Origin of the sequence: Streptomyces sp. NRRL F-5755 (genome assembly GCF_001279365.1) — a bacterium.
Taxonomy (GTDB): Bacteria; Actinomycetota; Actinomycetes; order Streptomycetales; family Streptomycetaceae; genus Streptomyces; species Streptomyces rimosus.
This window is the reverse complement of sequence record NZ_LGCW01000011.1, coordinates 1-21,995: the sequence shown is the minus strand read 5'-3', so window position 1 is coordinate 21,995 and position 21,995 is coordinate 1. Positions and strand designations below refer to the sequence as shown.

The following is a 21,995-nucleotide window of genomic DNA, read 5'->3' as shown; positions in this document are numbered from 1 at the left end:
AACGGTCAAGGGGTGGGGGAGAGCCGGTGGGAGCGGCTCAAACGTGCCGTGGGTGCGGCGAGGGGAGGAAGGGGGGCAAGCCTGCCGCCTCCCTCCGCGCTCATGCGCTCTTCCTCCGCCCCCTCCGGGGCCGCCACGCTGTTCACGGCGTCAGCAGATGCCGCGCCACCACTTCCGGTTGCCTCACGGTGCTGCCACGCGGGTGCCACACCGCACGGGCCGCATGCGAGGAGACCCTTGTGTTCCACCACGCGGATCGCTTCCCCACCGGCTGTCCGATGCCGTCCGGCGCGCCGACGCCACCGCCGTGGGGGCTGCGGCGCATGGCGCCCTACCCCTCGTTCGCGCCTGCCTACGCACGTACCGAACTCGACCCGGAGACGCAGACGGCACGCTATTTCGACGCCGAAGGGCGGCCGGTGCTGATGCCCGGGCACGGTACGAGCACCGGAACCAATCCGCCGACCAACACCGGCAACCCGTCGGACGGCGCCGGTGGCGGCGGGGACGGCGGCGGGGACCAGGACACCGGCAACGACAGCGACCAGTGAGCGACACCCGGCCCGTCCTGGCTGTGACCAGCAAGGACGACCCCACGGCCGACCTGGTGGTCCGGGAGCTGAACCGCCGCGGCGTACCCGTCGTACGCCTGGATTCCGCGGACTTCCCCCATGCCCTGACCATCGCGGCCACCCTCACTTCCGACGGGCTCGCCGGAACGGTCACGACACCCTCCAGAGCCGCGGACCTGAGCGGTGTCCGCTCGCTCTACTACCGGCGGCCGTGCGGTTTCGGCTTCCCGCACCTGGCGGAGCAGGACGCCCGGTTCGCTCTGACGCAGGCCCGGTACGGGCTGGGCGGTGTGCTGGCTTCTCTGCCCGGTTGCCTGTACGTCAACCATCCGCACCGCATCGGGGACGCGGAGTTCAAGCCCTCCGGCCTGGCCGCCGCGGCCTCGTGCGGCTTCCGCCTGCCACCCACTCTGATCACTTCCGATCCCGAGGCGGCACGGACGTTCATCAAGGAACACGGCCCGGTGATCTACAAGCCCCTGTCCACGCCGCTGTACCGCATCGGCGGTGTCTCCTGCACGGTGGAAGTCGCCGAGGTCACGGCCGAGGAGATCGACGACACGGTGGCAGGCACGGCGCACCTGTTCCAGCACCGGGTCGACAAGGCGGCGGATGTCCGGGTGACCGTCATCGGTGAACACGTCTTCTGCGTACGCATCGACTCCGGCCTGCTGGACTGGCGCACCGATTACGAGGCGCTGACGTACACCGTCGTGCCCCCGCCGCCCGGCGTCCCGCAGGCCCTGGCCGCCTACCTCGACCACTTCCGGCTGGTCTTCGGGGCGTTCGACTTCGCCGTCGACCGGCAGGGGCGATGGTGGTTCCTGGAATGCAATCCGTCCGGTCAGTGGGCCTGGCTGGAGCCGGAGACCGGCCTGCCCATGGTGGCGGCCATGGCGGGCCTGCTGGAGAGGGGCGCCGTGTGAAGGAAGACGAGCTGCGGGCGGACCTGGTCCGTCGGCTCACGGACGCCGGGCACCTCCGTACGGATCGGTGGCGGGCGGCGGCCGAAGCGGTGCCGCGGCACGAGTTCCTGCGCGGCGGCTTCTTCGAGCGGGTGCCCGGCTCCGCACCGACCTGGTGGCGGCCCGTGCTGCCCGGCGACGACACCTGGCTGGAGCGCTGCTACCGCGACGATTCCCTGGTCACGCAGGTAGCCGGCACCATCGTCCCGTCCGATGTCCGCGGTGCGGTCTGCCGGGCCCCCACGTCCTCCAGCACCATGCCGGGGCTGGTGCTGCGCATGCTCGAAGAGCTCCGCGTCGCCGATGGCCACCGGGTACTGGAGATCGGCACCGGCACCGGGTACTCCACCGCGCTGCTCTGCCATCGGCTCGGCGGCGACCGCGTCACCTCCGTAGAGGTCGATCCGGACGTGGTGATCCGGGCCCGGGTCGCTCTCGGCGCGTGCGGCCATGCTCCCGAACTCGTCGTCGGGGACGGCCTGACCGGGCACGGGCCCTCGGCGCCCTACGACCGGACGATTGCCTCCTGCGGAATCCTGGAGATCCCCCACGACTGGATCGAGCAGACCCGTCCGGGCGGCCGGATCCTGGCCACCGTGTCCGGCTGGCTGTACGCCTCCGAACTGGCCTGCCTCACGGTCGGCGAGGGCATGGCGCGTGGCCGTTTTCTCGGCGGCCGGATCTCCTTCATGCTGGTCCGCTCCCACCAGCCTCCCCCACTCGGCTGCCTGCCCGATCTGACGAGTGCCGATGAACGGCCCAGCCGCCTGGCCGCACATGAGGCGCTGGACGACTGGACCGCGCGCTTCGTCGCGCAGATCGCGGCCCCCCGCGCCCAGCACATCACTCTGGCGGGCGAGGACGGCCGTGCCGAGCAGGTGCTGCTGGACGTCGCGGACGGCTCATGGGCGGCCCTCCGCCAGGACAGGGGCCGCTCGCTGGTACGCCAGGGAGGCCCGGCGCGATTGTGGGACGCGGTGGAGGAACACGTACGGCGCTGGCGGGCCGACGGCTCCCCGGGCCTGGAGCGGTTCAGCATCACCGTCGGGCCCGGCGGCCAGCGCATCACATGGCCGACGGCGGCGCGTGCCGCGCCCGCAGCCCCTCGATGAGCAGATCGAGTCCGAACTCGAAGAGGCGGGTGAAGTCTGTGCTGGTGAGGGTGGGGAGGGTGGCGTTGAGGTGGGGGTACGTGCCTGCTGTTACCGCTTCGCGTAGGGCGCCTGCGCCCTTGGTGTCCCCGTCCTCCGCCTGGAGTGCCGCTTGCTCCTCCAAGGTGTGGCCCACGGTGTAGTTGACCACCGTATAGAGGGCGCGGGCCGCTGCGTCGTCCTGGAAGCCCGCCTCCCGTAGTACGCCCACGAACGCGTCGGCGAAGCCGAGGACGCTGGGGCCGGTCGCGTGGGTGCCGGCGAATACGCGTGCGCCGTCGCGGTGGGCCAGCAGGGCGGTGCGCAGGGCGTGGGCGAGGGTGGTCAGGCGTTCGCTCCAGTCGTCGCCGCTCACGGCCTGGGTCGATGTGCCGACGCCCGCCAGCATCCGTTCCGCCATGGCGGTCAGCAGGTCCTGCTTGGTCGCGAAGTACCGGTACAGGGCGCCGGCCTGTACGCCCATCGCGTCGGCGAGCCGTCGCATGGTCAGCGCGTCGAGGCCGGACTGATTCAGCAGGTCAAGTGCCGTTTCCAGGGTGCGTGCGCGGTCGAGTCTGGCGGGTCGGCCGCGGGTCGGGGTTGACGGTGAGCTCATGGGCCTCACTATAGTGAACAGCGTTCACGTGAACGGTGTTCATTAATGTGCATCCCTCGCCGGTCCCTGACCGCGCTGATCCCTGACCTGGGAGGACAACTTCATGAACGTCGATGTGGCCGAAGTGACCGATGTGACCGTGGTGGGCGCCGGACCGACCGGACTGATGCTCGCGAGCGAACTCGCGCTGGCCGGAGTGCGGACCCGCGTTCTGGAGCGCCGTACGGAACCGCAGCGCGACTCGCGGGCGCTGACCCTGCACCCGCGCAGCGTGGAACTGATGGATCAGCGCGGCTTGCTGGACCGTTTCCTCCGGCTCGGCCGCACCGTCCCCGGCTGGCACTTCGCCCAGCTCCCCACCCACCTGGATTTCTCGGCGCTGGACTCCCGGCACGGCTACACCCTGTTCATCGCCCAGGCCCGCACCGAGGAACTGCTGGCCGAGCGGGCCCGGGAGCTGGGTGTCGTGATCGAGCGCGGATACGAGGTCGCCGGGCTGCGCCAGGACGCCGACGGGGTGGACGTCGAAGTGCGCGGTCAAGACGGTGCTGTCGAAACCACCCGTACCGGTTACGTCGTCGGCTGCGACGGCGGGCGCAGCGTCGTACGGCAGTCCGCCGGCATCGCCTTCCCCGGCACCGACGAAACCCTCACCGGCGTACTCGGCGACTTCGCGGCGATCGACCCCGACGCGCTCGACGCCGCCCGCGCGGGCGGCGTTCTCGTCGCGCCGATGGAGGACGGCCTGACGCGGCTGGTCCTCATCGACCCGGAGCGGATGCGGGTGCCGGCCGCCGAACCGGTGACATTGGAGGAGTTCCGTGCGTCCCTGACCCGGATGTGCGGCACCGACTGCGGCATCGCCGACCCGCGCTGGCTCTCCCGCTTCGGCAACGCCACCCGGCTCGCCGCGGGCTACCGCTCCGGCCGGGTCCTGCTGGCGGGCGACGCCGCGCACATCCACTTCCCCGCCGCGGGCCAGGGCCTGAACACCGGCCTCCAGGACGCGATGAACCTCGGCTGGAAGCTCGCCGCCGCGGTCAACGGCTGGGCACCGCCCGGCCTGCTCGACAGCTACGACGCGGAACGCAGGCCCGTCGGGCAGCTGGTCACCGAGAACACCGAGGTGCAGACGCTGCTGGCGGAGCTGACGCTCGTACGGCAGTACCAGCGGCCCGGCGCGGCCCTGCGCAAGCTGTTCGATGAGCTCCTGGGGATGGAGGAGGTCAACCGGACGTTGGCGGCGAGGGTGTCCGGGCTCGGCATCGGGTACGGGGCGATGACGGCCGGGGCGGACCCGCTGGTGGGGCGGCGGATGCCGGACGTCGGCCTGAAGGCAGTCGGGTCGGAGGCGATACGGGTTTACGAGCTGTTGCCCGCGGGCCGGTTCGTCCACCTTGATCTGGCGGGTGATGACCCGGACTGTGGGTCGGCCGTCACCGCGGGCTGGGGCTCACGCGTCACCACCGTGACCGTCACCGGCCGCGACGATCACCCGGACTTGGACGGCGTGACCGAGGTGCTGGTCCGGCCGGACGGGCATGTCGCCTGGGCGACGCGTACGACCGGGGTCGTGGACCGGCGTGCGGAGCGGCGCGCGGCGCTGGTGGCTTGGGCCGGGGCGCCTGCCTGAAGCGGGGCCGGACTCCGGCGGGTGGATCACGTTCGCTGAATCACGCTCGCTGGATCACGTTCGCTGGGTGACGCGCCACAGGCGGCGCGGCAGATCGCCCTCCTCGAAGGCGTGCACTTCGTCCAGCCGCCAGCCCTCGGCCAGGGAATCGACCAGCCGGCGGGGGAAGAAGTGCACGGCGAAGCCACCGTGCTCGTAGATGTCGTCGCCGTGTACGAGGCCGGTGCCGTAATGGGAGTCGCCGGTGTGGCGCACGGTGTAGACGAAGGTTCCGCCGGGTCGCAGTACGCGGCGGACCTCATCGACCACGGCGTGAATGTGCGCGGTGGACAATGCCATGCACAGCAGCATGTGCGCGAAGGCGGCATCGACCGAGGCGTCCGGCAGCGGCAGCGGTTTGCGTACGTCGTGCAACGTGCAGGTCACCCGCTCGGTCAGCCCCTCCGCGTCGGCCGCCCGCCGGAGTTGTCCCAGCCCGGTGGCAGAAAAGTCGACTGCCTGGAGGGTGAAGCCCTCGCGGGCGAAGTGGAGGGCGTCCCGGCCGTGTCCGGCCCCCAGTTCCAGCACGTCCCGCGCTCCGGCGGACCGGAAGAGTGCGGCGGCGTAGCGCGCGGGTTCGCTGGGCTGGTAGCCGTACATACCGGGATGCGAGTCGTAAGTCCGCTGCCAGTGCGCGTGCTGCGCCGCGTACAGGTCCGGTCTGTCGGCGTTCACGCTGCCGTGCCCCTTCCGTGCTCGGTCCGCCTGGCACCGGGGTGTTCGGGGCCACGCCTCCGGACCATGCTGCGCCGCCGACGGGCATGAGCGCGAAAGATCTTCACCCATCGGCGCCGCGGGCCGGGAAGGTGTCTGGCGAAAACGGCCCGCGCGCCCGGCAACTGTGCTGTGACGCACGGGGCCCAGGGGTGTGCCGGGCATGCCCGGTTCGCTAGGGTCCTGGCCTATGGCGAACTACCAGCAGAACCCGGCCAACGGCAACCAGGACCCGGCCGGCAGCACGCAGATGTTCCGCGCCTTCGTGGACGAGGGCGCGCCCCAGGGCGGCGGCCGCCGGGCCGCGGCGCAGCAGCAGTCCTCCGGCCCCCGCATCGGCGTGATCGTCGGCGTGATCGTCGCGATCGCGGTCGTCGTCGGCGCGGCGTGGCTCGCCCTGTCCTGACCGTACGTACGTATGTCTACGGGCCGTCCCTTACGTATGTGACGGCCTGACGTCCCCTCACTCGGCCGCCGCCAAGCGGCCGACGCCCTCCTTTCCGCCCCCCACGCCAAGGCCGGGAACCCGCCGGCCTCGGCTGTCGGCCACCCGCAGCGCATCGTGCAGGGCCTCGACCAACCGGTTGGCCAGGTAGCGCAGTTCACCGGCCGAGGCGTCGGCATTGGCGAGCAGCGCCCCGGCGCGGTCGAGCAACGCCGTGCCCATGTCGAGCTGGGCCGCCTCCATGTCATCGGCGAACCGTGACACGTATCCGTCACCGTCCGTCGACAGGAGGCTCTGCTTCCTGTCCTTCTGCGACCGGGGCAGCAGACGCAGCTCCGGTGATGGCCTCTCTTCTTCCCTCGCGCTCTCGCTCATACGGCGAACTCCCCGAGCATCGTGCGGAGGCGCGCGTCGCGCCGGGTCTGCCATTCGTGGGCTCGCGCCTCGAAGGCGGCGAGGTACGGGCGTACGAGGGGGGAGGCGTCGCCGTCGTACGGCAGGTCGAGTGCGGGTCCCGCCAGTGGCGCGAGCCGGGCGGTTGGGGTGACGGTGGGGCGTACGGGGGCGCGGAGGGTTGTGTAGGGCGTAGTCGGCGTCGGCACGAGGAGTTCCCTCACCCTTGCCGCGAATCGGCGGATACGGTGGCGCATGTCGGCGCTCTTTTCGTAGTTGGGTGGCGCTGGCCGTGCCCCGGGGGTGGTGGTGCACCTGCCGGGGCTTTAGTGCAGGAAGCCTACATGTGCGTTCTATGCCTGTCGGCAGCTATTCTATAGATTCCCTCGTACGGAGTATCTCGCCTGGCATGGGGTAGCTTGCTTAGCGTGCTCCAGTGATGGATTTTGCCCCGGAGCGGCCTCGCTGGCACCAAGTCGCCGATGTGATCCGTGAACGGATTGCCGACGGTACGTATTCGCCTGGGGAACGCGTTCCATCGGTGCTTCAGATGCAGGAGGAGTTCGGCATCGCGGCTGTCACCGCCCACAAGGTCCACCGCGGTTTGCGGGCGGAGGGCCTGATTCAAACCGAGCCAGGACTTGGGTCTTTCGTCTCACGACGAGCGGGGACGGGGAACGAGCAGCCACGGGCAGAGGGCCCGCGCTCGAAGTGGGAGCAGGTCGCCGACGTGGTGCGGTCGCGCATCACCAGCGGCGAATACCCACCACGCCACCTGATCTCCGAGGTGAAACTTGAGCAGGAGTTCGGCGTAGCGCGCGTCACCGTACGGAAGGCCACCGCCGCTCTCCGGGAAGAGGGGCTGATCATTACGACGCCCGGCATGGGGTCGTTCGTGACGCCGGATGGACCGTTCACCGGGGGCCGGAACCCCGAGAAGGAGTAACCCGGTCGGTGGCCCGTGCCAAGGCCATTGGTCACAAGCCGCTGGTGTCCAGGGTCAGGTCGAACGGGGCCGGGAGGGGCAGCGGAGTGCCGCCGTACGGCAGTGGCCCGGTGATCTTGGTGTAGCCGAGTCGGCCGGGGTCGGCGAACAAGGTGAGGGCGCGCTGCTGCCGATCGACGAGCAGGTACAGCGGCGCCCCGTACTCGGCGTAGCGGCGGCGCTTGACGACGCGGTCGGTTTCGGCGCTGGGCTCCGACGTGACCTCCACGATCAGCTGGGCCCGGTCGCCGTGATCGCGCTGGACCGCCACCACCCAGCCGTAAGGCACGACCGGCCGGAGCCCCCGGAACGGCACCCCGCCCGCCACCTACCCCCGCCCGGAACCCGGCGCGTCCGCGCCCTCCGCAGCCTCCTCGGGGTCCGTGTACAGAATCTCCCGGGCCTGTTCCGCTGCGCGGGCGATGCTCTCGCCGACGAAGTCCACGAAGCGGGCGATGTTTTCCAGGCGGGCGGCGGCCGGGGTGTCGGGGCCGAGGACGCTGACGCCCTGGCGCGCGGCCTCGGCGAGCTGCGCGTTGGTGCGGGCGGCGGCGATCATGCCCTGGTACCAGACGTCGTTGTCGACCACGTACCGCTCGCGGCGGCGCTCGTCGCGTTCCCGGCGGATGAGGCCCTGGGCTTCGAGGAACGTGATCGCCTTGGAGATGGACGCCGGGCTGACCTGGAGGCGCTGGACGAGTTCGGACGCGGTGCAGCTGCCCGCGTCGGTGGTGTAGAGGCAGGTCAGCACGCGGGACATCATCTTCGGCAGGCCCTGCTGCATGAGGAGGGTCGTGAACATCTCCTCGTACTCGCGCACGGCATCCGCGTCGCGTCCGTGTGTCTGCGGGGGCGCCGGCCGGCCGCGGGGCGCGGTTTGCCGGCGCCGGTGGGCGCGGCGTTCGGTGGCGCGGTGGGCCAGGTCGGCGCGGTAGGCGGTGGGGCCGCCGTTGCGCATCACCTCGCGCGTGACCGTCGAGGTGGGGCGTTCGAGGCGTCGGGCGATCTCCGCGTAGGCGAGCCCGTCGGCCAACCCCAGCGCGATCTGCTGACGTTCCTGCTGGGTGAGCCTGCCTCCCGGCATCGCGCACTTCCCTTCGTACTTCCTTTGAGGGCGTCAGCATAGCGTTCAGTCTCAGTTCAATGCAACGAGTGGGTGGGGTGGCGTTGCGTTGAAAGCGTATCGGTTGCAATGAAATGATGGTTCTGACCTGGGCGTATGGGTAACAGGTGCAACGAAGCCGTTGCCAGGGCTGCGAACGCAACGTAGCGTTTCTCTCGTCGGAAACAGCAAGCGCAAAGGAGAGAACGATGCAGAAGTTCGCCACCCCCGCCCCGGTCTCCGCCGTCCTCGACGTCCCCGCGGGGCGCGTCCAGTTCATCGCTGCCGACCGTGCCGACACCACCGTGGAGGTGCGGCCCGCGGACGCCTCGAAGGGGCGCGACGTCAAGGCGGCGGAGCTGGTCGAGGTCGGGTACGAGGAGGGCGTCCTGCGGATCACGGCGCCGGCGGCGAAGAACCAGTACTTCGGGCCCTCCGGGTCCGTCGAGGTGACGGTTCAGCTGCCCGCCGGGTCCCGTATCGAAGGGAAGGCGGCCTGCGCCGAGTTCCGGGGCGTCGGGCGGTTCGGGGAGGTCGCCTTCGACGGGGCGAGCGGCGCGGTCAAGCTGGACGAGGCGGAGAGCGTGCGCCTCACCGCCCTCGCCGGTGACGTGTCGGTCGGCCGCCTCAACGGCCCCGCCGAAATCCGCACCGAGAAGGGCGACATCCGGATCACCGAGGCCGTCCGCGGCATGCTCGTGCTGAGCACCCAGGTCGGGGACGTGTCGGTCGGCGCCGCCCGCGGCGTCTCCGCCTCGCTGGACGCCGGCACCTCGTACGGCCGGATTCGCAACGAGCTCAAGAACGCCGACGGCGTCGCGGGTCTGGAGATCCACGCGACGACCGCGCAGGGCGACATCGTCGCCCGCAGCCTCTGAAGGGCAGGCGCAGGGCCCCCGGTGTTACGGCCGTCGGGTCACGGGCAGCCCCAGCACGCCCCCGGCATTGCCGCCGGGGGCGTGGGAGGCGGCTGGTTGTTCGCCGGTCGTGGCCAGGTCAGCCGCAGGTGCCGGCCGGCCGTGTGCGTGTCACGAGATCGCGTGCGCCGGTGGTCGTGTCGATCCACACCACCTGCCGGGCGCCGGCGGAGGCGGGCGAGACCTGGTCGCCGGCGTTGCAGGAGACCCGCTCGCGGCGCGTGCCGTCCGGCGAGAACTGCCACAGTTTGGTCGCGGCCTTGGGGTCCGCCGTGCCACCGACGGTTCGTGCGGCTACGGTCACCGCGTCCTCGGAGGTGGTCAGGCCGTCGATGATCAGTGCACCCTCGCCCGAGGCCGGGCTGATGACGAGGGGGTCCGAGCCGTCCAGGTTCGCCCGGTGCAGCGCCCTCGGCGTGGTCTCTCCGTCCTCCACCTCCAGCCAGTAGACGTACCGGGAGGTGAGGGCGGTCGGCGAGGGGAGTTTGGCGTCGGCCACCACGGTGCGTCGGCCGGTCGCGACATCCAGGACGGCTATCCGGCAGAGGGTGCCGGTGCTGCCGGTGTATTTGCAGTCGTTGAAGGCGATCCTGCCGTTGTGCAGGGACGGGGCACTCGTCGAGGTCGTCCGCGGGTTTCCGCCCCCTGTGGGAGGGATGCTGACCGGATCGCCCTCGCCCATCCGCAGGTACACCGCGCGCGTGGTGCGGCTCTTGTAGCCGACATCCGTGTAGGTCACGGTCTTTCCCTCGACGCCCAGTGTGGTGAAAGCGCAGCCGATGCCCTGGCTGGAGGTCAGCTGCTGTACCGGCCCGCCGTCGAGCGGCCGCGCCAGGAGGTAGCACCACCGGTCCTGGTAGGCCGCCCACACCACGGTCTTCCCGTCGGTGACCGGATGCACGTGGTGGCGTCCGTCGTCGGGGCTGATCAGCTTCTTCCCGCCGGTACCGTCCAACCGCCCGGCCCACACCGCGTACGGCGGCGAGCCGCCCTCGGCGGCCGTGGACGCGGTCCACCAGCCACCCCCCGCACCGGGTGCGCCGTTTCCACCAGCCGTATTGGTTCCGGCCAGCAGCAGGTTGGAGTCCACATCGGCGGAATGCCCCTGGCCGGAGACCGCGCCGGCCCCGGTGAGCACCCGCTCCACACCGCCGGGTGGCGCCGCGGCAGCCACCGTCCCCGCCGCCCCGGCGGGAACCGCCGGAACGACAAGTGCGGCGACGCCTAACAGCGCCGCCGCACTCCGTATCACGCACCGCCCGGTGAACATTCTCCGTCCAGCCGCATGAACCTTGGGTCTTGGCACAGCCATGCCCCCTCCGTGAGATGCCGTACGGCAGCACACATGCAACCGGCACATGCCTTCCTGGGCAAAGAGGCGGCCATGTCCATGGACGCTTTCCGGCCTGGCGCCGAGCGCGCCCCTCCTACGCGTCCGCCACCTCGTGCCGGTACAGCTCAGGTACAGACACCTTGATCGGCTCCTGCGTGGTCCGTGCGATGAGGACGACCACGGGCTCGTCCGGGTCGGGGTTCTCCTCGCGGTGCGGGACGAACGGCGGGACGAGCAGGAAGTCGCCGGGGCCCGCCTCGACCCGTACCTCTCGTACACCGTCGTGGTAGACGAAGACGGGGTGGCCGCTGACCACATAGATCCCCGCTTCCGAGTCGCCGTGGTGGTGATTGTCCGTCGCGCTGAGCGGCGGGTTCTCCACCAGGCCCATCCACAGCCGCTTCGAGCCGACGGTGTGACCGCTGAGGGCGGTGTGACCGTCGAGTTCGCCGGCGCGGACGTGGTGGACGCGGTTGGGCTTCGGCGCGGTGTCGTCGGTGGCCGGTACGGGTTCGGTGCTGTGGTTGGTGGTCATCGTGGTGCCCCCTGGTCGTGTCGATGGCCCTGGTGGAGGCATCAGGGTGCGGTGGGCGCGGCGGAACGGCAACTTTCCTTGCCGGGTCGGCAATTACGGTGGGGGAGGACCTGCCAAGGCGATATCCGGTCGCCCGGGGCGGTGCCGATTGGGATCATGCCGGGGCCGATCCCTGTCCCGCCCTCCGTCCGAAAGGCCGCCCCCATGCCCCTCGTCCCCGCCGATCCGAACGTCATCCACCCGATGCCGGAGCAGCCCCGCGTGGTGCTGCTGAAACCCCTTGTCACCTCGCCGTTGATCGAGGTCGGTGAGTTCTCGTACTACGACGACCCGGACGACCCGACCGGCTTCGAGACGCGCAACGTGCTGTACCACTACGGGCCCGAGAGGCTCGTCATCGGGAAGTTCTGCGCGCTCGGGGAGGGCGTGCGGTTCATCATGAACGGCGCCAACCACCGGATGGACGGCCCCTCGACGTTCCCGTTCCCGATCATGGGCGGCTCCTGGTCCGACCACTTCGACCTGATCAGCGGGCTGCCGGGCCGGGGCGACACCGTGGTCGGCAACGATGTGTGGTTCGGCTACCGGTCCATGGTCATGCCCGGCGTACGGATCGGGCACGGGGCGGTGATCGCCTCCGGGGCGGTCGTCGTGGACGACGTACCCGATTACGGCATCGTCGGCGGCAACCCGGCCAAGCTGATCCGCCGCCGCTACGACGACGCGGATGTGGCGCGCCTGCTGGAACTGGCCTGGTGGGACTGGCCGGTCGAGCACATCACGGAGCATGTGCGGACGATCATGTCGGGATCGGTGGAGGAGCTGGCGGCGGTGGCGCCGGGGGCGTAGCCGTAACGGGCTGGGCCCCGTGCCGCGATGGGCTGGACTCAGGTGCCCCGGGGACGCGCGCCCGCCGCGACCAGCAGGTCCGCCGTCTCCGGGTGCGGCTGGAACTCCTTCGTGGCCCAGTCGAGCGGCGCGTAACCGGTGCCGCCGTCCTCGCGGAGGTTGGGGTCCGCGCCGTGGGCGAGGAGTTCCCGTACGGCATCGAGGTGGCCCCAGGCCGCCGCCGCGCACAGCGGGGTGCCCTCCGAGCCGTGCCCGCTCTCCGCGTCCGGCGCGGCGCCGGCGGCCAGGAGCAGGCGGACGGCGGCCGCGTCGCCGTGTACGGACGCGGCGTACAGCGGCGTCGTACCGTCGGCGTTCGCGGTGCCCGGCTGCGCACCGGCGCGCAGCAGCGCGGCGACCTCGCGGGTCTCGCCGAACATCACGGCCGCCACCAGCCGGTTGGCCAGTTTCTTCTGCCGTCGTCGGTTCACCGTTCGCCCTTCGTGCGTACGCCGGCGGTCAACTCCGGCAGCAGCGCCGGTACGTCGGCGAACGCCGCGTCCGCAGGACGGCACGGCTTTCCGGCCGCCTCCCCGGCAAAGCTGAAGATACCGGCCAGTTCCGGCCCGCCGCGCCGCCCCCAGGTCACCAGCGGGCTGCCGCTGTCCCCCCAGCACATCACCGCGGGAGTACGGCCCGCATGTTCGTTGCGCACATCGCGGGCGCAGAAGACCGACGCCTCGTCCACGGCCGCCGGCGCCTGGGCGGCGCACTGCTGGTGCGTGCGTACGGTGAGATCGCCGCGGCGCAGTACGTCGCCGCGGACGTCCTGGCCGGGCGGGGAGGTGGCCGGATCGGCCGTCAGCCCGTGGCTGTAGATCGATACGGGCGTGCCGGGGCGCGGCCGGTGCCGGGCGACCAGCAGCGGTTCGACCCCGCGTACCGGCGCGCTGAGCCGTATCTCTGCCAGGTCGTTGGCCGCGGAGGCATATGCCGGGTTGGTGGGGTCGGCGGGGGACGGCAGGAGCTTGTAGCGCGGGTGCAGGGCGGCGCCGCGGACGTCCCGTACGGTGCCCGGGTCCTTCGACAGCACCGAGGAACCGAGGTGCACCTCCAGTGTGCGTACGTCCCCGCCGGCCAGGCAGTGGGCCGCGGTGAGCACCCGGTCGGGCGCGATGAGCACACCACCGCACGTCGCCCGGTCCAGCAGCGGCCCGTCCCCCTTCACGGCCAGCGTCGCGAGCCAGGGGGCGGCGCCGGGCCGGGGCACCTGCGTACCGCCGGACATGGCGTGTGCCGTCCCGGCGACGCCTACGGCCGTACCGGCTCCGGCCAGTACGACCGCGCTCAGGGCCGCCACCCCGGCTCGCTTCCCACGCCCGGTCGTACGCCCGGCCGCGCGCCGCTTCCGCACCATGCCCACTCTCCTGATCGCCTGGTTCTCGCAACTTCACGGCACTGTCAGTCAGTTGCCGCTGTGCCGACGATCGAAGGTAGTGACGGGACGGGCGGAAGTAATCAGCCGTCGGTCGCGTCGGCGGTCATCCTGGGGAGTGACGACCCTGAGAGCACCTCGGGGGCGGCCCGAGCCCTGACCGTCCCGGCCTCAGCCCCGCTTCGGCTGGGTGAAGCGAAGGCGGTTGCCGAAAGGGTCGCGGAGGCCGCAGTCGGTTCCGTACGGGCGCTCGGTGGGCTCCTCGGTGAACTCCACGCCGCGCGCCGGCAGCGTCTCGTACGTCTTGCGGCAGTCGTCCGTGGCGAAGCTGAGCCAGCCGCCCATCGCCCCCTTGGTCACCAGCTCACGGACCTGGCACGCCGTCTCACCGAACGTGACGCGGAACGGCCGTGCGAAATGCGCCTCCGACACATGAGCGATCCGCGCTAGGGTCGGCACATCCAGCGGCTGCGCGTACGCCCGGCCCATCGCGTCCCGGGCGCGCAGCATGCGGCGATTGGTGTCTTCGACGGCGCGCTTCATGGGGGCATCGCACCACGGAGGGCTGATCCATACCTCCGCCTGACCGGATGAACGGGGCGTCATCGATGGAAGTTCCGGGAATGGACGCGGAGCGCTTGGCGCGGATCTCCGATCTGGCCGCGGAGTGCCGTCCAATACACGCCTCCGCAGGGGGCATGGACGCCGTGCAAGAGCTGCTGAGCGCACGGCGTGTGCCGGTGATGGACTCGGTCCTGGTCACGCGGAAATTGCTGGGCGATGTCCCGCATGCGCTGGGGGAGGCGAAGTGGCTGGTGCTGGGGGCTCCGTCGCGCAGCGAGGAGAGGGACGCGCACAGGAGGCTGACGGAGGGGCTGTACGAGGCGGTGTACGCGCTGTCCGAGGAGGAGCGGGAGAAGCCCCCGAACTGAATCAGCGCCGCGCCAACGCCAGCACGCTCAGCCCGAACATCGCCACCCCCAGCGGAAGATGGACCGACGGTACGTGCGCGATGCCCGATATCACCTGAATCGAGGCGAGCACGAGAAAGCCGCACGCCTGCCACACGGGCCGGACCGGGCCACCGCCCGGCTTCCACGCCAGCACCGCCGCGAGTACGTACAGCATCGACGCCCCGTACATGACACGGGCCCCGACGCTGTGCAGCGTCGCTCCGTAGGGCAGGGTCAGCAGCAGTCCGGCGGAGACCGCCTGAAGGAAGATGGTCAGGGTCTGGAGCGTGATCGCGATCCGCAGGAACGAGGCGCTGCGCGGTGCGTTCGCCGTCGCCTGATCGGCCATGTCGCATTCCCCTTTTCCGCCCTCGGGCAGTCGCTCGATTAAGGTCTCATCAGTCCGACGACGCGGGCCTGCGAAAGGTAAGGCGTGGGGGTGGGCGGAGGCATGGTTACTGCCGGGGGCGGCGCGGACGGGGTGTCCGACGAGCGGCGCCAACTGATCAACATCGCTTACCGGCTGCTCGGTTCGGTGACCGAGGCCGAGGACGCCGTACAGGATGCCTACACACGCTGGTACGGGCTGCCGCGGAGCCGCCGGCAGGAGATCCGGTCCCCCGGCGCCTGGCTGACGACGGTGACCAGCCGCATCTGCCTGGACCTGCTCGGTTCGGCGCGGGTCCGCCGTGAACGCTATGCCGGCGCGTGGCTGCCGGAGCCGTTGCCCGATCGCGGGGAGTGGGATCACGCGGGCGCCGACGATCCCGTCCGCCTCACCGGCCCCAACGATCCCGCCGACCAGATCGTTCTGGACGAGTCGGTGGCCATGGCTTTTCTCGTCGTCCTGGAGTCGATGACGCCCGCCGAGCGGGTGGCGTTCGTTCTGCACGACGTCTTCCGGTACCCGTTCGCCGAGATCGCCGACGTACTCGGCCGGACCCCGGCGGCCTGCAAGCAGCTGGCCGCCTCCGCCCGGCGGCGGGTGAGCGGCGGGCACGTCCCGGTGACGGCGACCGCGATCGCGACCGCGCCCAAGACCGCGGGCGACCGGGCCGACGTGGTGAGACGCGTCAAAGCGGCATGGGAGGCCAGGGACATCGCATCCCTCGTCGGTCTCCTCGACCCGGCCGCCGTGATGACCGCCGACGGCGGTGGCATGGTCGGCACCGTCCTGCGCCCGGTCGAGGGCGGCGCGCGCATCGCCCAGTACATGGTCGCCATCGCCGACAAGGCCCCGGGCCTCGAACTTCTGGAACGGTCGGTCAACGGCGTGCCGGGCCTGGTGGCCCGGCGTGCCGGTGCCGTCGCCACCGTTGCTTCGTTCGACGTGTCCGACGGGCGCGTCACCCGGATCTGGGTGGTCCGTAACCCGGAGAAGCTGCGGCTGTGGGGCGTGCCCTAGGGTCCGTCTTCAAACGGATCTCGCCCAGAGCAGGAACGAAGCGAGTGTCGCTGCTTCGGAAGATCCCGGTGCGGATCTGTCAACTGTCCCGTTGACGACCTGCCGGTCCCCCACGGTCGCGGCTGCGGAATCGGAGGGCGGCGAGGCCGAAGGCCAGGCCTCCGGCGATGAACCAGGGATTCCACAGGGCCAGCGTCCAGGCCCGCTGCTCCTCGCTCACCGAAGTGTCCAGGGGCGCCGTACCGGTCAGCAGAAGTACCTCGACACCGATGCCCCGGACCAGCAGCAGGGCACTGACGCTCCACCCCAGCCACCTGACCGGCAGAGCGGGGACGCCACGGAACCCGGGGTGGGCGAGCAGCCATCCCAGCAAGGCACCGAGAAGACAGAGCGCCCCCACGCCCCACAAGCCGGCCACGACGAACCACAGCGGGCGCTCGGCGGCCAGCGGACCGGCGGAGATACTCAGCCCTACCTCACCGCCGACGGCCCAATACAAGTGCAGACCGGCGAACGCGGCCGCCCACGAGCACGCGATATGCCCCCACCACGGGGACCATCGCCCGCCTGTGCCCTCCGGTCCGCGGCTCACCGCCGGCCCCCACGGACATCGTCCCGCTCAGCGCACGGGCCGCACGCCTCCTCCGGCACCACGATGAACGCCGTGCCACCGGTCAGGTCAACACGGGAACAAGGCGGCGCGCCGTCGCTCTCGTCGTCCCGCCGCAGCAGTTCCACCTGCCGCTGCTTCAGCTCCGCCGCCTTGTTCCCGTTGACCACGGCCGTGAATTCGTCGAAGGCGATGCTCGACAGCGAAGGCCCTGAGCGCCTGCGCAGCCACGGAATCAAGCCCAGGCCCGTCAACCACCGCCATACGCTCTCCACCACGGCGAACAGGGCCAGCGCACACGCGAAGGCCGGAAACGACATGAGCCAGACCGTCACGGGCGGCCCCCCACCGTCCGCACCGCAGTCGCACACGTCCCGTTGATCACCATGGGGACCACTGTTCCGGGTCCGCGGCGCGCAGGGATCAGACCCGAGGACGAGCCGCCTCCCCCATGCGGCGGAGGCGCCACGGGCCGGATCAGCGAAGTAGGCTCCAGCCCATGGGTGTGTTCTTACCGTTCTTGGTCCTGCTCGCGGTCCCGGCGGTGTTCCTGGCCGATCGTGTGCTGTTGGCGATGGAGGCCCGGGGCTGGATCTACTGGCGCAAGACCAAGCGCCTGTCGTCCATCGGTGCCGACCTGGTCCAGGAGGGCTCACCCGGAGCGCAGGCCGTCAAGCGCGCCATGGAACAAGAACGCGTGCGCAAGAACGTCAGGCCGGCGCAGGACCCGTCCGTGCGGGTGGACCTGGACACCGGCACGGTGCGCATTCGCCGCACGGATCACGGCGGACAGGAACAGGCGCCTCCGCGCTGACGGCCTGCCGGGCCGACGGGCGCGGCTCTTGCCCGGAGGTGGCTCGGTGGTACGCGGCATCGTCAGCGGCCTCCCCGGGCAACGCGCCCTGCCCGCCCTGGAGATCGTCTTCAAGGGGTCAGGTCCAGAGCAGGAGTGAGGTGATGGTGACGGGTGGCTTGGTACCACCCGGTCATCCACCCGGGGCCGGCCGGCTGCCCCGGACTCGGGTAACAGCCGCGACAGCACGGCCCGTTCATCATCGGGGAGTTCATGACGGCGCACCACGGCAAACATGGTCCATCACGCAAGGCGATCTTTGAAGGTGCCCCCTAGGCGCCACTGCCCCGTACCACCTCCGCCAAGTGCTCCCGGAACCACCGGTGGCCCGGGTCGACGGAGTTGCGTGGGTGCCAGGCCATGCCGAACTCGATGGGCGGCAGGTCGAGGGGGATGGGGAAGGTGCGCAGGCCCAGGGCCTGGATGGTGCCGGGGAGCCAGTCGGCGAGGGTGAGGGTGACGAGGTCGGTGTCCCGGGCGAGGATCATCGCGCTCGTATGGCTCGGGACGACGACGGCGATCCGGCGGTGCAGGCCGCGGTCCGCGAGGGCGGTGTCGATGGGGCCGAGGCGTTTGCCGTGGCGGGAGATGCCGATGTGGCCGACTGCGGCGAAGCGGCGGGCGTCGATCCGTCCGTCGAAGAGCGGGTGACCGCTGCGGGCGACGCCCACCAGCGTCATCCGGGTCAGCGGCCGGGTACGGATCTCCGGGTCGAGGGCCCCCAGTACGCCGAGTTCCACGTCCACCCAGCCCTGCCGCAACGCGGGGCCGCCCTCCACCGCCTCCGGCAGGAAGACCACGTCCACGTGCGGGGCTTCCTTGTGGATGCGTTCGGTCAACGTCCCGGCCAGTCCCGCCAGGATCAGGTCGGTGGCCTGCACGGTGAACGTGCGCTGGAGGTGCACGGCGTCGAAACCGGCGCCGGGCCGCAGCACGTTGTCGCAGCCGCGCAGCAACGCGGAGACCTCGTCGCGGAGTTCCAGCGCGCGGGGGGTCGGGACCATGCCCTGGCCCGCGCGGACCAGCAGGGGGTCGCCGACGGCGCGGCGCAGCCGGGCCAGCGTACGGCTGACCGCCGCGGGCGACGTACCGAGCCGTTCGGCGGCGCGGGTCACGCTGTTCTCCTGGAGGAGAGCGTCCAGGACGCGTAGCAGGTTGAGATCCAATGACGCTCCTGAGCTGTGCTTTTACGCCTGAGGCAAGGATTGGATGCCGATCCTTGCATTGTTCGCCGGGCCGCCGCGAGCCGAGAGTGAAGAGGTCCGCGAACCCGCGTGACGCCTCATCCGCACCACCCGAGGAGTACGCCATGCCGCAGTCCCCGCGCGTCGGCCGAGACGGCGATGTCCTGGCCGTCGTCAGCCAGACCGGCCCGACGGTCGAGTTCTTCGACGCCGCCTCCGACCGGCACATCGGCTCGGTGGAAGTCCCGCCCCAGCCGCACGAGCTGTGCTTCGATCCGACGCAGCGACTGCTGTGGTGCACCAGCACGTACCACTCGGGCTACTACCACGCGAACAGCGGCCGGAGCACCGAGCTGACCGTCATCGACCCCGCCACCCGTCGCGTCGTCGAGATCGTCGACCTCGCGCCGGAACACGGCCCGCACGGGCTGGCGCTCGACACGGCACGCCGCCGCCTGTACGTCAGCGTGGAGGGCTCGGCGGACCGGCCGGGCGGCGTCGTGGTGATCGACACCGAGACCCGCCGGCCGGTGGGCCGGATCGACACGGACGCCCCCGGGCCGCACTGGTTCGCCATCGACCCGGCGGGCACGACGGGATACGCCACCAACAAGGAGGCCCCGTTCGTGTCGGTCGTGGATCTCGAACGGGGCGCCCTCACGGCGAAGGTCGAGGTGCCGGGCAGCGAGGGGCTCGCCGTCACCGCCGACGGCACACGGGTCTTCGTCGCCGCCCCCTACGCCGGTTCCGTCCTCGCCGGTGCCGAGGACCGGCCGGACGCCGGTATCCAGGTCCTCGACGCCCGGACGGCGTCCGTCGTCCGCACCCTGCCCACGGAACACGTCGTCGTACCCGTACACCTGACCTCGACGGGCCGGCTGCTCGCGGGCGAGCTGCGGATGGCATCCGACCCGGAGTCCGCGCTCGGACGGCACGCGCCGGGCCGCCTCACGGTGTTCTCCGCCGACAGCGGTGAAGAGCTGGGCGGAGTCGAGGTGGGGCACGCGCCGCTGACCATCACCTCGTCACCGGACGGCCGTCTCGCGTACGTGGCGTGCATCGCGTCGTCCACCGTCGATGTCATCGACCTGGAGACGCTGCAACTGACCGCCCGGCTGAACATCGCCAAGCGCGGCGAGGCGGGCGCGCATGGGCTGGCGTACGTACCGCGGGTGTCGTGATGGTTTGGTCGCGCGGGGTTCGGGACCACCGCGGTCGCGCGGGGTTCGGGACCACCGCCCCGATGGCACAGGCCATGGTCGACATGTTCGACGCCAAGAACCAGGGCATGGACAACGCGGAGCCGCGCACCGCGGAGTCCGCGACCCCGACCACGTTCCGGCAGTGGTGCGAGGAGGTCCTCAAGCCGGCCGTGACGGCCTGAGGCCCGCCGGCCCGGGGCGCGGAGATCACGCCACGGGCCGGTCCGGCGCGCCCAGCCACGTCCGCTGCCCGTCCTCGTCCACCGTCATCCCGAAGTCGAACACTTCCGGCCTGCCCTCCTGGAGCCACCAGTCGTGGGCCTGCTCGGCCTCCCCGGCCAGATCCCGGGGGCCCCACTGGAACGTCTCCCCGGCGCAGAGGTACGCCCAGGAAGTGTCCGTGGCCAGCCACCAGGCGGGAGAGCCGTCCGGCGCGGGTGTGCGGGTCGCGTGGACGCCGGGCAGCCGCAGGCCGAGGGCGAAGCGCGCGTGGAAGTCGTCGAGGAAGTCCGGGGGGAGGGTGGCGGTGCCGTGCCGGCTCTCCTCCCAGCGCGCGGTCGAGTAGACGCGGGGGAGCGGGTTGTCCGGGCGGCGCTGGCCGCGCAGATCCATGAAGGTCAGCGGCATGCCGAACCGGCCGGACGCGCTGCGGCGGTCGGCGTCGACGCTCAGCACCGCCAGGCCGGCGGGCTGGAACGTGGTCTTCCACGGCGCGACGATGCGTCCGCCCGGGGCGGACTGGGTGATCCATGTGAAGGGGACGCGGGACAGCGACGCCGTACACAGGACGCGGTCGTACGGCGCGTCCTGCGGCTGCCCGAACTCGCCGTCCCCGCACACGACGCGCGGCCGGTAGCCGAGACGCCGCAGCCGCTCCCGGGCGGCCTCGGCGAGCGACCAGTCGACCTCGATGGTGACCAGGTTCCTGTCGCCGATCCGCTCGCACAGCAGCGCGGAGTCATAGCCCGTGCCCGTACCGATGTGCAGCACCCGGCTGCCGGGCTCCGGGTCGGTGGCGGTGAGCATCGTCAGTACGGCGTTGGCGGCGCTCATCGAGCTGGTGGGCAGCTCGCCCGTACCGTCGGACGGCGCGGGGCGGCCGTCGTCGACCTGCGTGACGACGGGCAAGGTGGGGTGGTGCACCAGCTCGGACCACCGCTCCTCGTCGTCCACGCGGGACAGCGGGTGGTAGCGGTCGTCCTCGGCGTGCCACACCCACACGGTGTCCGGTACGAATTCCTGGCGCGGAACCGTATGGAAGGCTTCGCGCATCCAGGGGCGTTCGAAAGCGCCCGAGCTGTCGAGAATCCGGACGGCCTTGGCGTGCTGCCGACCGACGCCGGTCACCGGTGCTTCCCGCCCCCGGGTTTGGCGACATCCGGATGCTGACCGTCACTGTCGCGAGGCGACGGCTGTTTCGGCTGGGGGTTTGAAGGCGGTGGCTTCCCGTGCGAACCCATTGCGGCTCCCTTTCCTGCGACTGCCCCGGAGTTTCGTCCTGCTGAGCATTCCCTCGGCGACAGCACACGAAAAGGGCGCACGGAAGCACGCCGCCGTGGAGCGGGTGAGCCTTCTGCCGCTCTGCGTGGGCTAGTTCTGGAACGAGTTCGCGGTGAGCCTCGAAGGAGTAACGGGCCCGGAGCCCGGTGTGCCGGACGAATGGGAAGCCCGTCGAGTCTGGTGCGCCGAAGCGGATGCGGTGGGAGAGGACGGCGTTCGTCCGGGTGGAAATCGTTGACGTACCCGGCGGTCTCTAGGATTCGGGGCACGTACGCATTTCGCGGTCCGGATCGGCCGGGCATGAGGTGCTTGATGTCGTCGACCTCCGAACCGGCCCGCAGCTGTTCGTATACCTCCCCGGCTATTTCCTCCTGCCGCGCAGTCCTGTTGTTTCATCCCGCGATGGCACTGGGCCGGCTTTTCGAAAGGGAAATGCGAGGCCGTCGGCGCCACCCGGCGCCACGGCGACAGCTGATTTGCCGGGGCCGCCGCTCAAGGGGCGTACGGCACCGCTCACCCCCACTCGGCCCGGACCTCCCGCGTCTCGATGTGCATCCCGAGCGGCACGCGCCAGGACGCCACGCACACGCGCCAGGTGGCGGTGCGGTGGGAGGTGGCCGGGATGGGCGTGGGGAGGGGGTGGGTG

General features: G+C 71.1%; 28 protein-coding genes and 1 pseudogene. 13 read left to right on the top strand and 16 right to left on the bottom strand.

Annotated features, from left to right (window positions below; genetic code table 11):
• Nucleotides 1–239: 239 nt before the first annotated feature.
• The 3 genes from tgmA to tgmC are packed head-to-tail and all read left to right on the top strand — an operon-like array spanning nt 240 to nt 2,649.
• Nucleotides 240–551 carry a putative ATP-grasp-modified RiPP gene (tgmA, locus tag ADK86_RS02570; protein ID WP_030376239.1) on the top strand — a complete coding sequence of 104 codons (312 nt, stop codon included), beginning with the start codon at nt 240–242 and terminating at the stop codon, nt 549–551.
• Nucleotides 548–1,498, top strand: coding sequence for an ATP-grasp ribosomal peptide maturase (tgmB, locus tag ADK86_RS02565; RefSeq protein WP_053695057.1), 951 nt, complete (start codon nt 548–550; stop codon nt 1,496–1,498). The genes tgmA and tgmB overlap by 4 nt, the downstream gene beginning before the upstream one ends.
• Entirely contained in the window at nt 1,495–2,649 is a 1,155-nt protein-coding gene (gene tgmC, locus ADK86_RS02560) for an ATP-grasp peptide maturase system methyltransferase (RefSeq protein WP_053695056.1), read from the top strand. Before tgmB ends, tgmC begins: the two co-directional genes overlap by 4 nt.
• On the opposite strand, the gene ADK86_RS02555 is transcribed toward tgmC, so the two are convergent.
• Nucleotides 2,603–3,283 carry a TetR/AcrR family transcriptional regulator gene (locus tag ADK86_RS02555; RefSeq protein WP_053695055.1) on the bottom strand — a complete coding sequence of 227 codons (681 nt, stop codon included), beginning with the start codon at nt 3,281–3,283 and terminating at the stop codon, nt 2,603–2,605. The genes tgmC and ADK86_RS02555 overlap by 47 nt on opposite strands.
• 103 nt (nt 3,284–3,386) lie before the next feature.
• On the opposite strand from ADK86_RS02555, the gene ADK86_RS02550 reads away from it, so the two are divergent.
• Entirely contained in the window at nt 3,387–4,916 is a 1,530-nt protein-coding gene (locus tag ADK86_RS02550) for a monooxygenase (RefSeq protein WP_053695054.1), read from the top strand.
• A gap of 54 nt (nt 4,917–4,970) precedes the next feature.
• Here the strand turns inward: ADK86_RS02550 and ADK86_RS02545 are convergent, their stop codons facing one another.
• Nucleotides 4,971–5,630 (bottom strand): class I SAM-dependent methyltransferase, encoded by a 660-nt coding sequence (locus ADK86_RS02545; protein WP_053695053.1) that lies wholly within the window; start codon nt 5,628–5,630, stop codon nt 4,971–4,973.
• 229 nt (nt 5,631–5,859) lie between these two features.
• Between ADK86_RS02545 and ADK86_RS02540 the strand changes: the two genes are divergently transcribed.
• Nucleotides 5,860–6,075, top strand: coding sequence for a hypothetical protein (locus ADK86_RS02540; RefSeq protein ID WP_030602234.1), 216 nt, complete (start codon nt 5,860–5,862; stop codon nt 6,073–6,075).
• Nucleotides 6,076–6,132: 57 nt separating this feature from the next.
• On the opposite strand, the gene ADK86_RS02535 is transcribed toward ADK86_RS02540, so the two are convergent.
• Nucleotides 6,133–6,489: a hypothetical protein gene (locus ADK86_RS02535; RefSeq protein ID WP_053695052.1), complete on the bottom strand. Its 357-nt coding sequence runs from the start codon at nt 6,487–6,489 to the stop codon at nt 6,133–6,135.
• The gene (locus ADK86_RS02530; RefSeq protein ID WP_030637744.1) at nt 6,486–6,716 is read right to left on the bottom strand and encodes a hypothetical protein; all 231 of its coding nucleotides are present in this window, start codon (nt 6,714–6,716) and stop codon (nt 6,486–6,488) included. The genes ADK86_RS02535 and ADK86_RS02530 overlap by 4 nt, the downstream gene beginning before the upstream one ends.
• Nucleotides 6,717–6,946: 230 nt before the next feature.
• Between ADK86_RS02530 and ADK86_RS45575 the strand changes: the two genes are divergently transcribed.
• Nucleotides 6,947–7,453, top strand: a complete 507-nt coding sequence (locus ADK86_RS45575; RefSeq protein WP_420718820.1) for a GntR family transcriptional regulator — start codon at nt 6,947–6,949, stop codon at nt 7,451–7,453.
• A 31-nt stretch (nt 7,454–7,484) separates the two neighbouring features.
• Here the strand turns inward: ADK86_RS45575 and ADK86_RS02520 are convergent.
• Together ADK86_RS02520 and ADK86_RS02515 are read right to left on the bottom strand one after the other, a co-directional pair.
• Nucleotides 7,485–7,739 (bottom strand): annotated as a pseudogene (locus tag ADK86_RS02520) (Uma2 family endonuclease); the annotation flags it as partial.
• Between the two features lie 81 nt (nt 7,740–7,820).
• On the bottom strand, nt 7,821–8,576 hold the full coding sequence (locus ADK86_RS02515) for a helix-turn-helix domain-containing protein (protein ID WP_053695051.1): 756 nt from the start codon (nt 8,574–8,576) through the stop codon (nt 7,821–7,823).
• Nucleotides 8,577–8,803: 227 nt separating this feature from the next.
• Here ADK86_RS02515 and ADK86_RS02510 point away from each other — a divergent pair, with 227 nt between their 5' ends.
• Nucleotides 8,804–9,472, top strand: a complete 669-nt coding sequence (locus tag ADK86_RS02510; protein WP_053695050.1) for a DUF4097 family beta strand repeat-containing protein — start codon at nt 8,804–8,806, stop codon at nt 9,470–9,472.
• 118 nt (nt 9,473–9,590) lie between these two features.
• Here ADK86_RS02510 and ADK86_RS02505 read toward each other — a convergent pair whose 3' ends face one another.
• Both ADK86_RS02505 and ADK86_RS02500 read right to left on the bottom strand, forming a co-directional pair.
• Nucleotides 9,591–10,685, bottom strand: a complete 1,095-nt coding sequence (locus ADK86_RS02505) for a hypothetical protein (RefSeq protein WP_159393758.1) — start codon at nt 10,683–10,685, stop codon at nt 9,591–9,593.
• Nucleotides 10,686–10,938: 253 nt separating this feature from the next.
• Nucleotides 10,939–11,379, bottom strand: a complete 441-nt coding sequence (locus ADK86_RS02500) for a cupin domain-containing protein (RefSeq protein WP_053695048.1) — start codon at nt 11,377–11,379, stop codon at nt 10,939–10,941.
• 204 nt (nt 11,380–11,583) lie between these two features.
• Between ADK86_RS02500 and ADK86_RS02495 the strand changes: the two genes are divergently transcribed.
• Entirely contained in the window at nt 11,584–12,228 is a 645-nt protein-coding gene (locus ADK86_RS02495) for a CatB-related O-acetyltransferase (protein WP_053695047.1), read from the top strand.
• A 38-nt stretch (nt 12,229–12,266) separates the two neighbouring features.
• Here the strand turns inward: ADK86_RS02495 and ADK86_RS02490 are convergent, their stop codons facing one another.
• The 3 genes from ADK86_RS02490 to ADK86_RS44115 all read right to left on the bottom strand — a co-directional run bounded on the left by ADK86_RS02490 (nt 12,267) and on the right by ADK86_RS44115 (nt 14,185).
• Nucleotides 12,267–12,698: an ankyrin repeat domain-containing protein gene (locus ADK86_RS02490; RefSeq protein WP_030602206.1), complete on the bottom strand. Its 432-nt coding sequence runs from the start codon at nt 12,696–12,698 to the stop codon at nt 12,267–12,269.
• Nucleotides 12,695–13,624 (bottom strand): S1 family peptidase, encoded by a 930-nt coding sequence (locus tag ADK86_RS02485; protein ID WP_234345658.1) that lies wholly within the window; start codon nt 13,622–13,624, stop codon nt 12,695–12,697. Before ADK86_RS02485 ends, ADK86_RS02490 begins: the two co-directional genes overlap by 4 nt.
• Before the next feature lie 189 nt (nt 13,625–13,813).
• A complete protein-coding gene (locus ADK86_RS44115; RefSeq protein ID WP_078951722.1) occupies nt 13,814–14,185 on the bottom strand; it encodes a VOC family protein in 372 nt (123 codons plus the stop codon).
• 155 nt (nt 14,186–14,340) lie between these two features.
• Between ADK86_RS44115 and ADK86_RS02475 the strand changes: the two genes are divergently transcribed.
• Nucleotides 14,341–14,574: a hypothetical protein gene (locus ADK86_RS02475; protein WP_159393757.1), complete on the top strand. Its 234-nt coding sequence runs from the start codon at nt 14,341–14,343 to the stop codon at nt 14,572–14,574.
• 1 nt (nt 14,575) lies between these two features.
• Here ADK86_RS02475 and ADK86_RS02470 read toward each other — a convergent pair whose 3' ends face one another.
• The gene (locus ADK86_RS02470) at nt 14,576–14,944 is read right to left on the bottom strand and encodes a hypothetical protein (RefSeq protein WP_053695045.1); all 369 of its coding nucleotides are present in this window, start codon (nt 14,942–14,944) and stop codon (nt 14,576–14,578) included.
• A gap of 102 nt (nt 14,945–15,046) precedes the next feature.
• Here ADK86_RS02470 and sigJ point away from each other — a divergent pair, with 102 nt between their 5' ends.
• Complete coding sequence (gene sigJ / locus ADK86_RS02465) at nt 15,047–16,000, top strand: RNA polymerase sigma factor SigJ (protein ID WP_053695044.1); 954 nt, start codon at nt 15,047–15,049, stop codon at nt 15,998–16,000.
• A gap of 79 nt (nt 16,001–16,079) precedes the next feature.
• Here the strand turns inward: sigJ and ADK86_RS02460 are convergent, their stop codons facing one another.
• A complete protein-coding gene (locus tag ADK86_RS02460; RefSeq protein ID WP_053695043.1) occupies nt 16,080–16,592 on the bottom strand; it encodes a DUF3995 domain-containing protein in 513 nt (170 codons plus the stop codon).
• Nucleotides 16,589–16,930 (bottom strand): DUF6191 domain-containing protein, encoded by a 342-nt coding sequence (locus ADK86_RS02455; protein ID WP_063788922.1) that lies wholly within the window; start codon nt 16,928–16,930, stop codon nt 16,589–16,591. Before ADK86_RS02455 ends, ADK86_RS02460 begins: the two co-directional genes overlap by 4 nt.
• 179 nt (nt 16,931–17,109) lie before the next feature.
• On the opposite strand from ADK86_RS02455, the gene ADK86_RS02450 reads away from it, so the two are divergent.
• Nucleotides 17,110–17,424, top strand: coding sequence for a hypothetical protein (locus ADK86_RS02450; RefSeq protein ID WP_107088398.1), 315 nt, complete (start codon nt 17,110–17,112; stop codon nt 17,422–17,424).
• A 311-nt stretch (nt 17,425–17,735) separates the two neighbouring features.
• Here the strand turns inward: ADK86_RS02450 and ADK86_RS02445 are convergent, their stop codons facing one another.
• Nucleotides 17,736–18,629 (bottom strand): LysR family transcriptional regulator, encoded by an 894-nt coding sequence (locus ADK86_RS02445; protein ID WP_053695041.1) that lies wholly within the window; start codon nt 18,627–18,629, stop codon nt 17,736–17,738.
• A gap of 143 nt (nt 18,630–18,772) precedes the next feature.
• Here ADK86_RS02445 and ADK86_RS02440 point away from each other — a divergent pair, with 143 nt between their 5' ends.
• Together ADK86_RS02440 and ADK86_RS40380 are read left to right on the top strand one after the other, a co-directional pair.
• Complete coding sequence (locus tag ADK86_RS02440; RefSeq protein WP_053695040.1) at nt 18,773–19,828, top strand: YncE family protein; 1,056 nt, start codon at nt 18,773–18,775, stop codon at nt 19,826–19,828.
• Between the two features lie 62 nt (nt 19,829–19,890).
• Nucleotides 19,891–20,031, top strand: a complete 141-nt coding sequence (locus ADK86_RS40380) for a hypothetical protein (protein WP_234345656.1) — start codon at nt 19,891–19,893, stop codon at nt 20,029–20,031.
• Nucleotides 20,032–20,056: 25 nt separating this feature from the next.
• Here ADK86_RS40380 and ADK86_RS02435 read toward each other — a convergent pair whose 3' ends face one another.
• Complete coding sequence (locus ADK86_RS02435) at nt 20,057–21,196, bottom strand: methyltransferase domain-containing protein (protein ID WP_053695039.1); 1,140 nt, start codon at nt 21,194–21,196, stop codon at nt 20,057–20,059.
• Between the last annotated feature and the right edge of the window lie 799 nt (nt 21,197–21,995).

Excerpts from the sequence above, each read along its gene's own strand:
- ADK86_RS02510 (WP_053695050.1), top strand. The coding sequence starts at position 8,804 with ATGCAGAAGTTCGCCACCCCCGCCCCGGTCTCCGCCGTCCTCGACGTC.
- ADK86_RS02485 (WP_234345658.1), bottom strand. The coding sequence starts at position 13,624 with ATGGTGCGGAAGCGGCGCGCGGCCGGGCGTACGACCGGGCGTGGGAAG.
- ADK86_RS02450 (WP_107088398.1), top strand. The coding sequence starts at position 17,110 with ATGGGTGTGTTCTTACCGTTCTTGGTCCTGCTCGCGGTCCCGGCGGTG.
- ADK86_RS02500 (WP_053695048.1), bottom strand. The coding sequence starts at position 11,379 with ATGACCACCAACCACAGCACCGAACCCGTACCGGCCACCGACGACACC.
- ADK86_RS02475 (WP_159393757.1), top strand. The coding sequence starts at position 14,341 with ATGGACGCCGTGCAAGAGCTGCTGAGCGCACGGCGTGTGCCGGTGATG.
- ADK86_RS02470 (WP_053695045.1), bottom strand. The coding sequence starts at position 14,944 with ATGGCCGATCAGGCGACGGCGAACGCACCGCGCAGCGCCTCGTTCCTG.
- ADK86_RS02555 (WP_053695055.1), bottom strand. The coding sequence starts at position 3,283 with ATGAGCTCACCGTCAACCCCGACCCGCGGCCGACCCGCCAGACTCGAC.
- ADK86_RS44115 (WP_078951722.1), bottom strand. The coding sequence starts at position 14,185 with ATGAAGCGCGCCGTCGAAGACACCAATCGCCGCATGCTGCGCGCCCGG.
- ADK86_RS02515 (WP_053695051.1), bottom strand. The coding sequence starts at position 8,576 with ATGCCGGGAGGCAGGCTCACCCAGCAGGAACGTCAGCAGATCGCGCTG.
- ADK86_RS02540 (WP_030602234.1), top strand. The coding sequence starts at position 5,860 with ATGGCGAACTACCAGCAGAACCCGGCCAACGGCAACCAGGACCCGGCC.
- ADK86_RS40380 (WP_234345656.1), top strand. The coding sequence starts at position 19,891 with ATGGCACAGGCCATGGTCGACATGTTCGACGCCAAGAACCAGGGCATG.
- ADK86_RS02455 (WP_063788922.1), bottom strand. The coding sequence starts at position 16,930 with ATGTCGTTTCCGGCCTTCGCGTGTGCGCTGGCCCTGTTCGCCGTGGTG.
- ADK86_RS45575 (WP_420718820.1), top strand. The coding sequence starts at position 6,947 with ATGGATTTTGCCCCGGAGCGGCCTCGCTGGCACCAAGTCGCCGATGTG.
- ADK86_RS02550 (WP_053695054.1), top strand. The coding sequence starts at position 3,387 with ATGAACGTCGATGTGGCCGAAGTGACCGATGTGACCGTGGTGGGCGCC.
- ADK86_RS02535 (WP_053695052.1), bottom strand. The coding sequence starts at position 6,489 with ATGAGCGAGAGCGCGAGGGAAGAAGAGAGGCCATCACCGGAGCTGCGT.
- ADK86_RS02440 (WP_053695040.1), top strand. The coding sequence starts at position 18,773 with ATGCCGCAGTCCCCGCGCGTCGGCCGAGACGGCGATGTCCTGGCCGTC.
- ADK86_RS02495 (WP_053695047.1), top strand. The coding sequence starts at position 11,584 with ATGCCCCTCGTCCCCGCCGATCCGAACGTCATCCACCCGATGCCGGAG.
- sigJ (WP_053695044.1), top strand. The coding sequence starts at position 15,047 with ATGGTTACTGCCGGGGGCGGCGCGGACGGGGTGTCCGACGAGCGGCGC.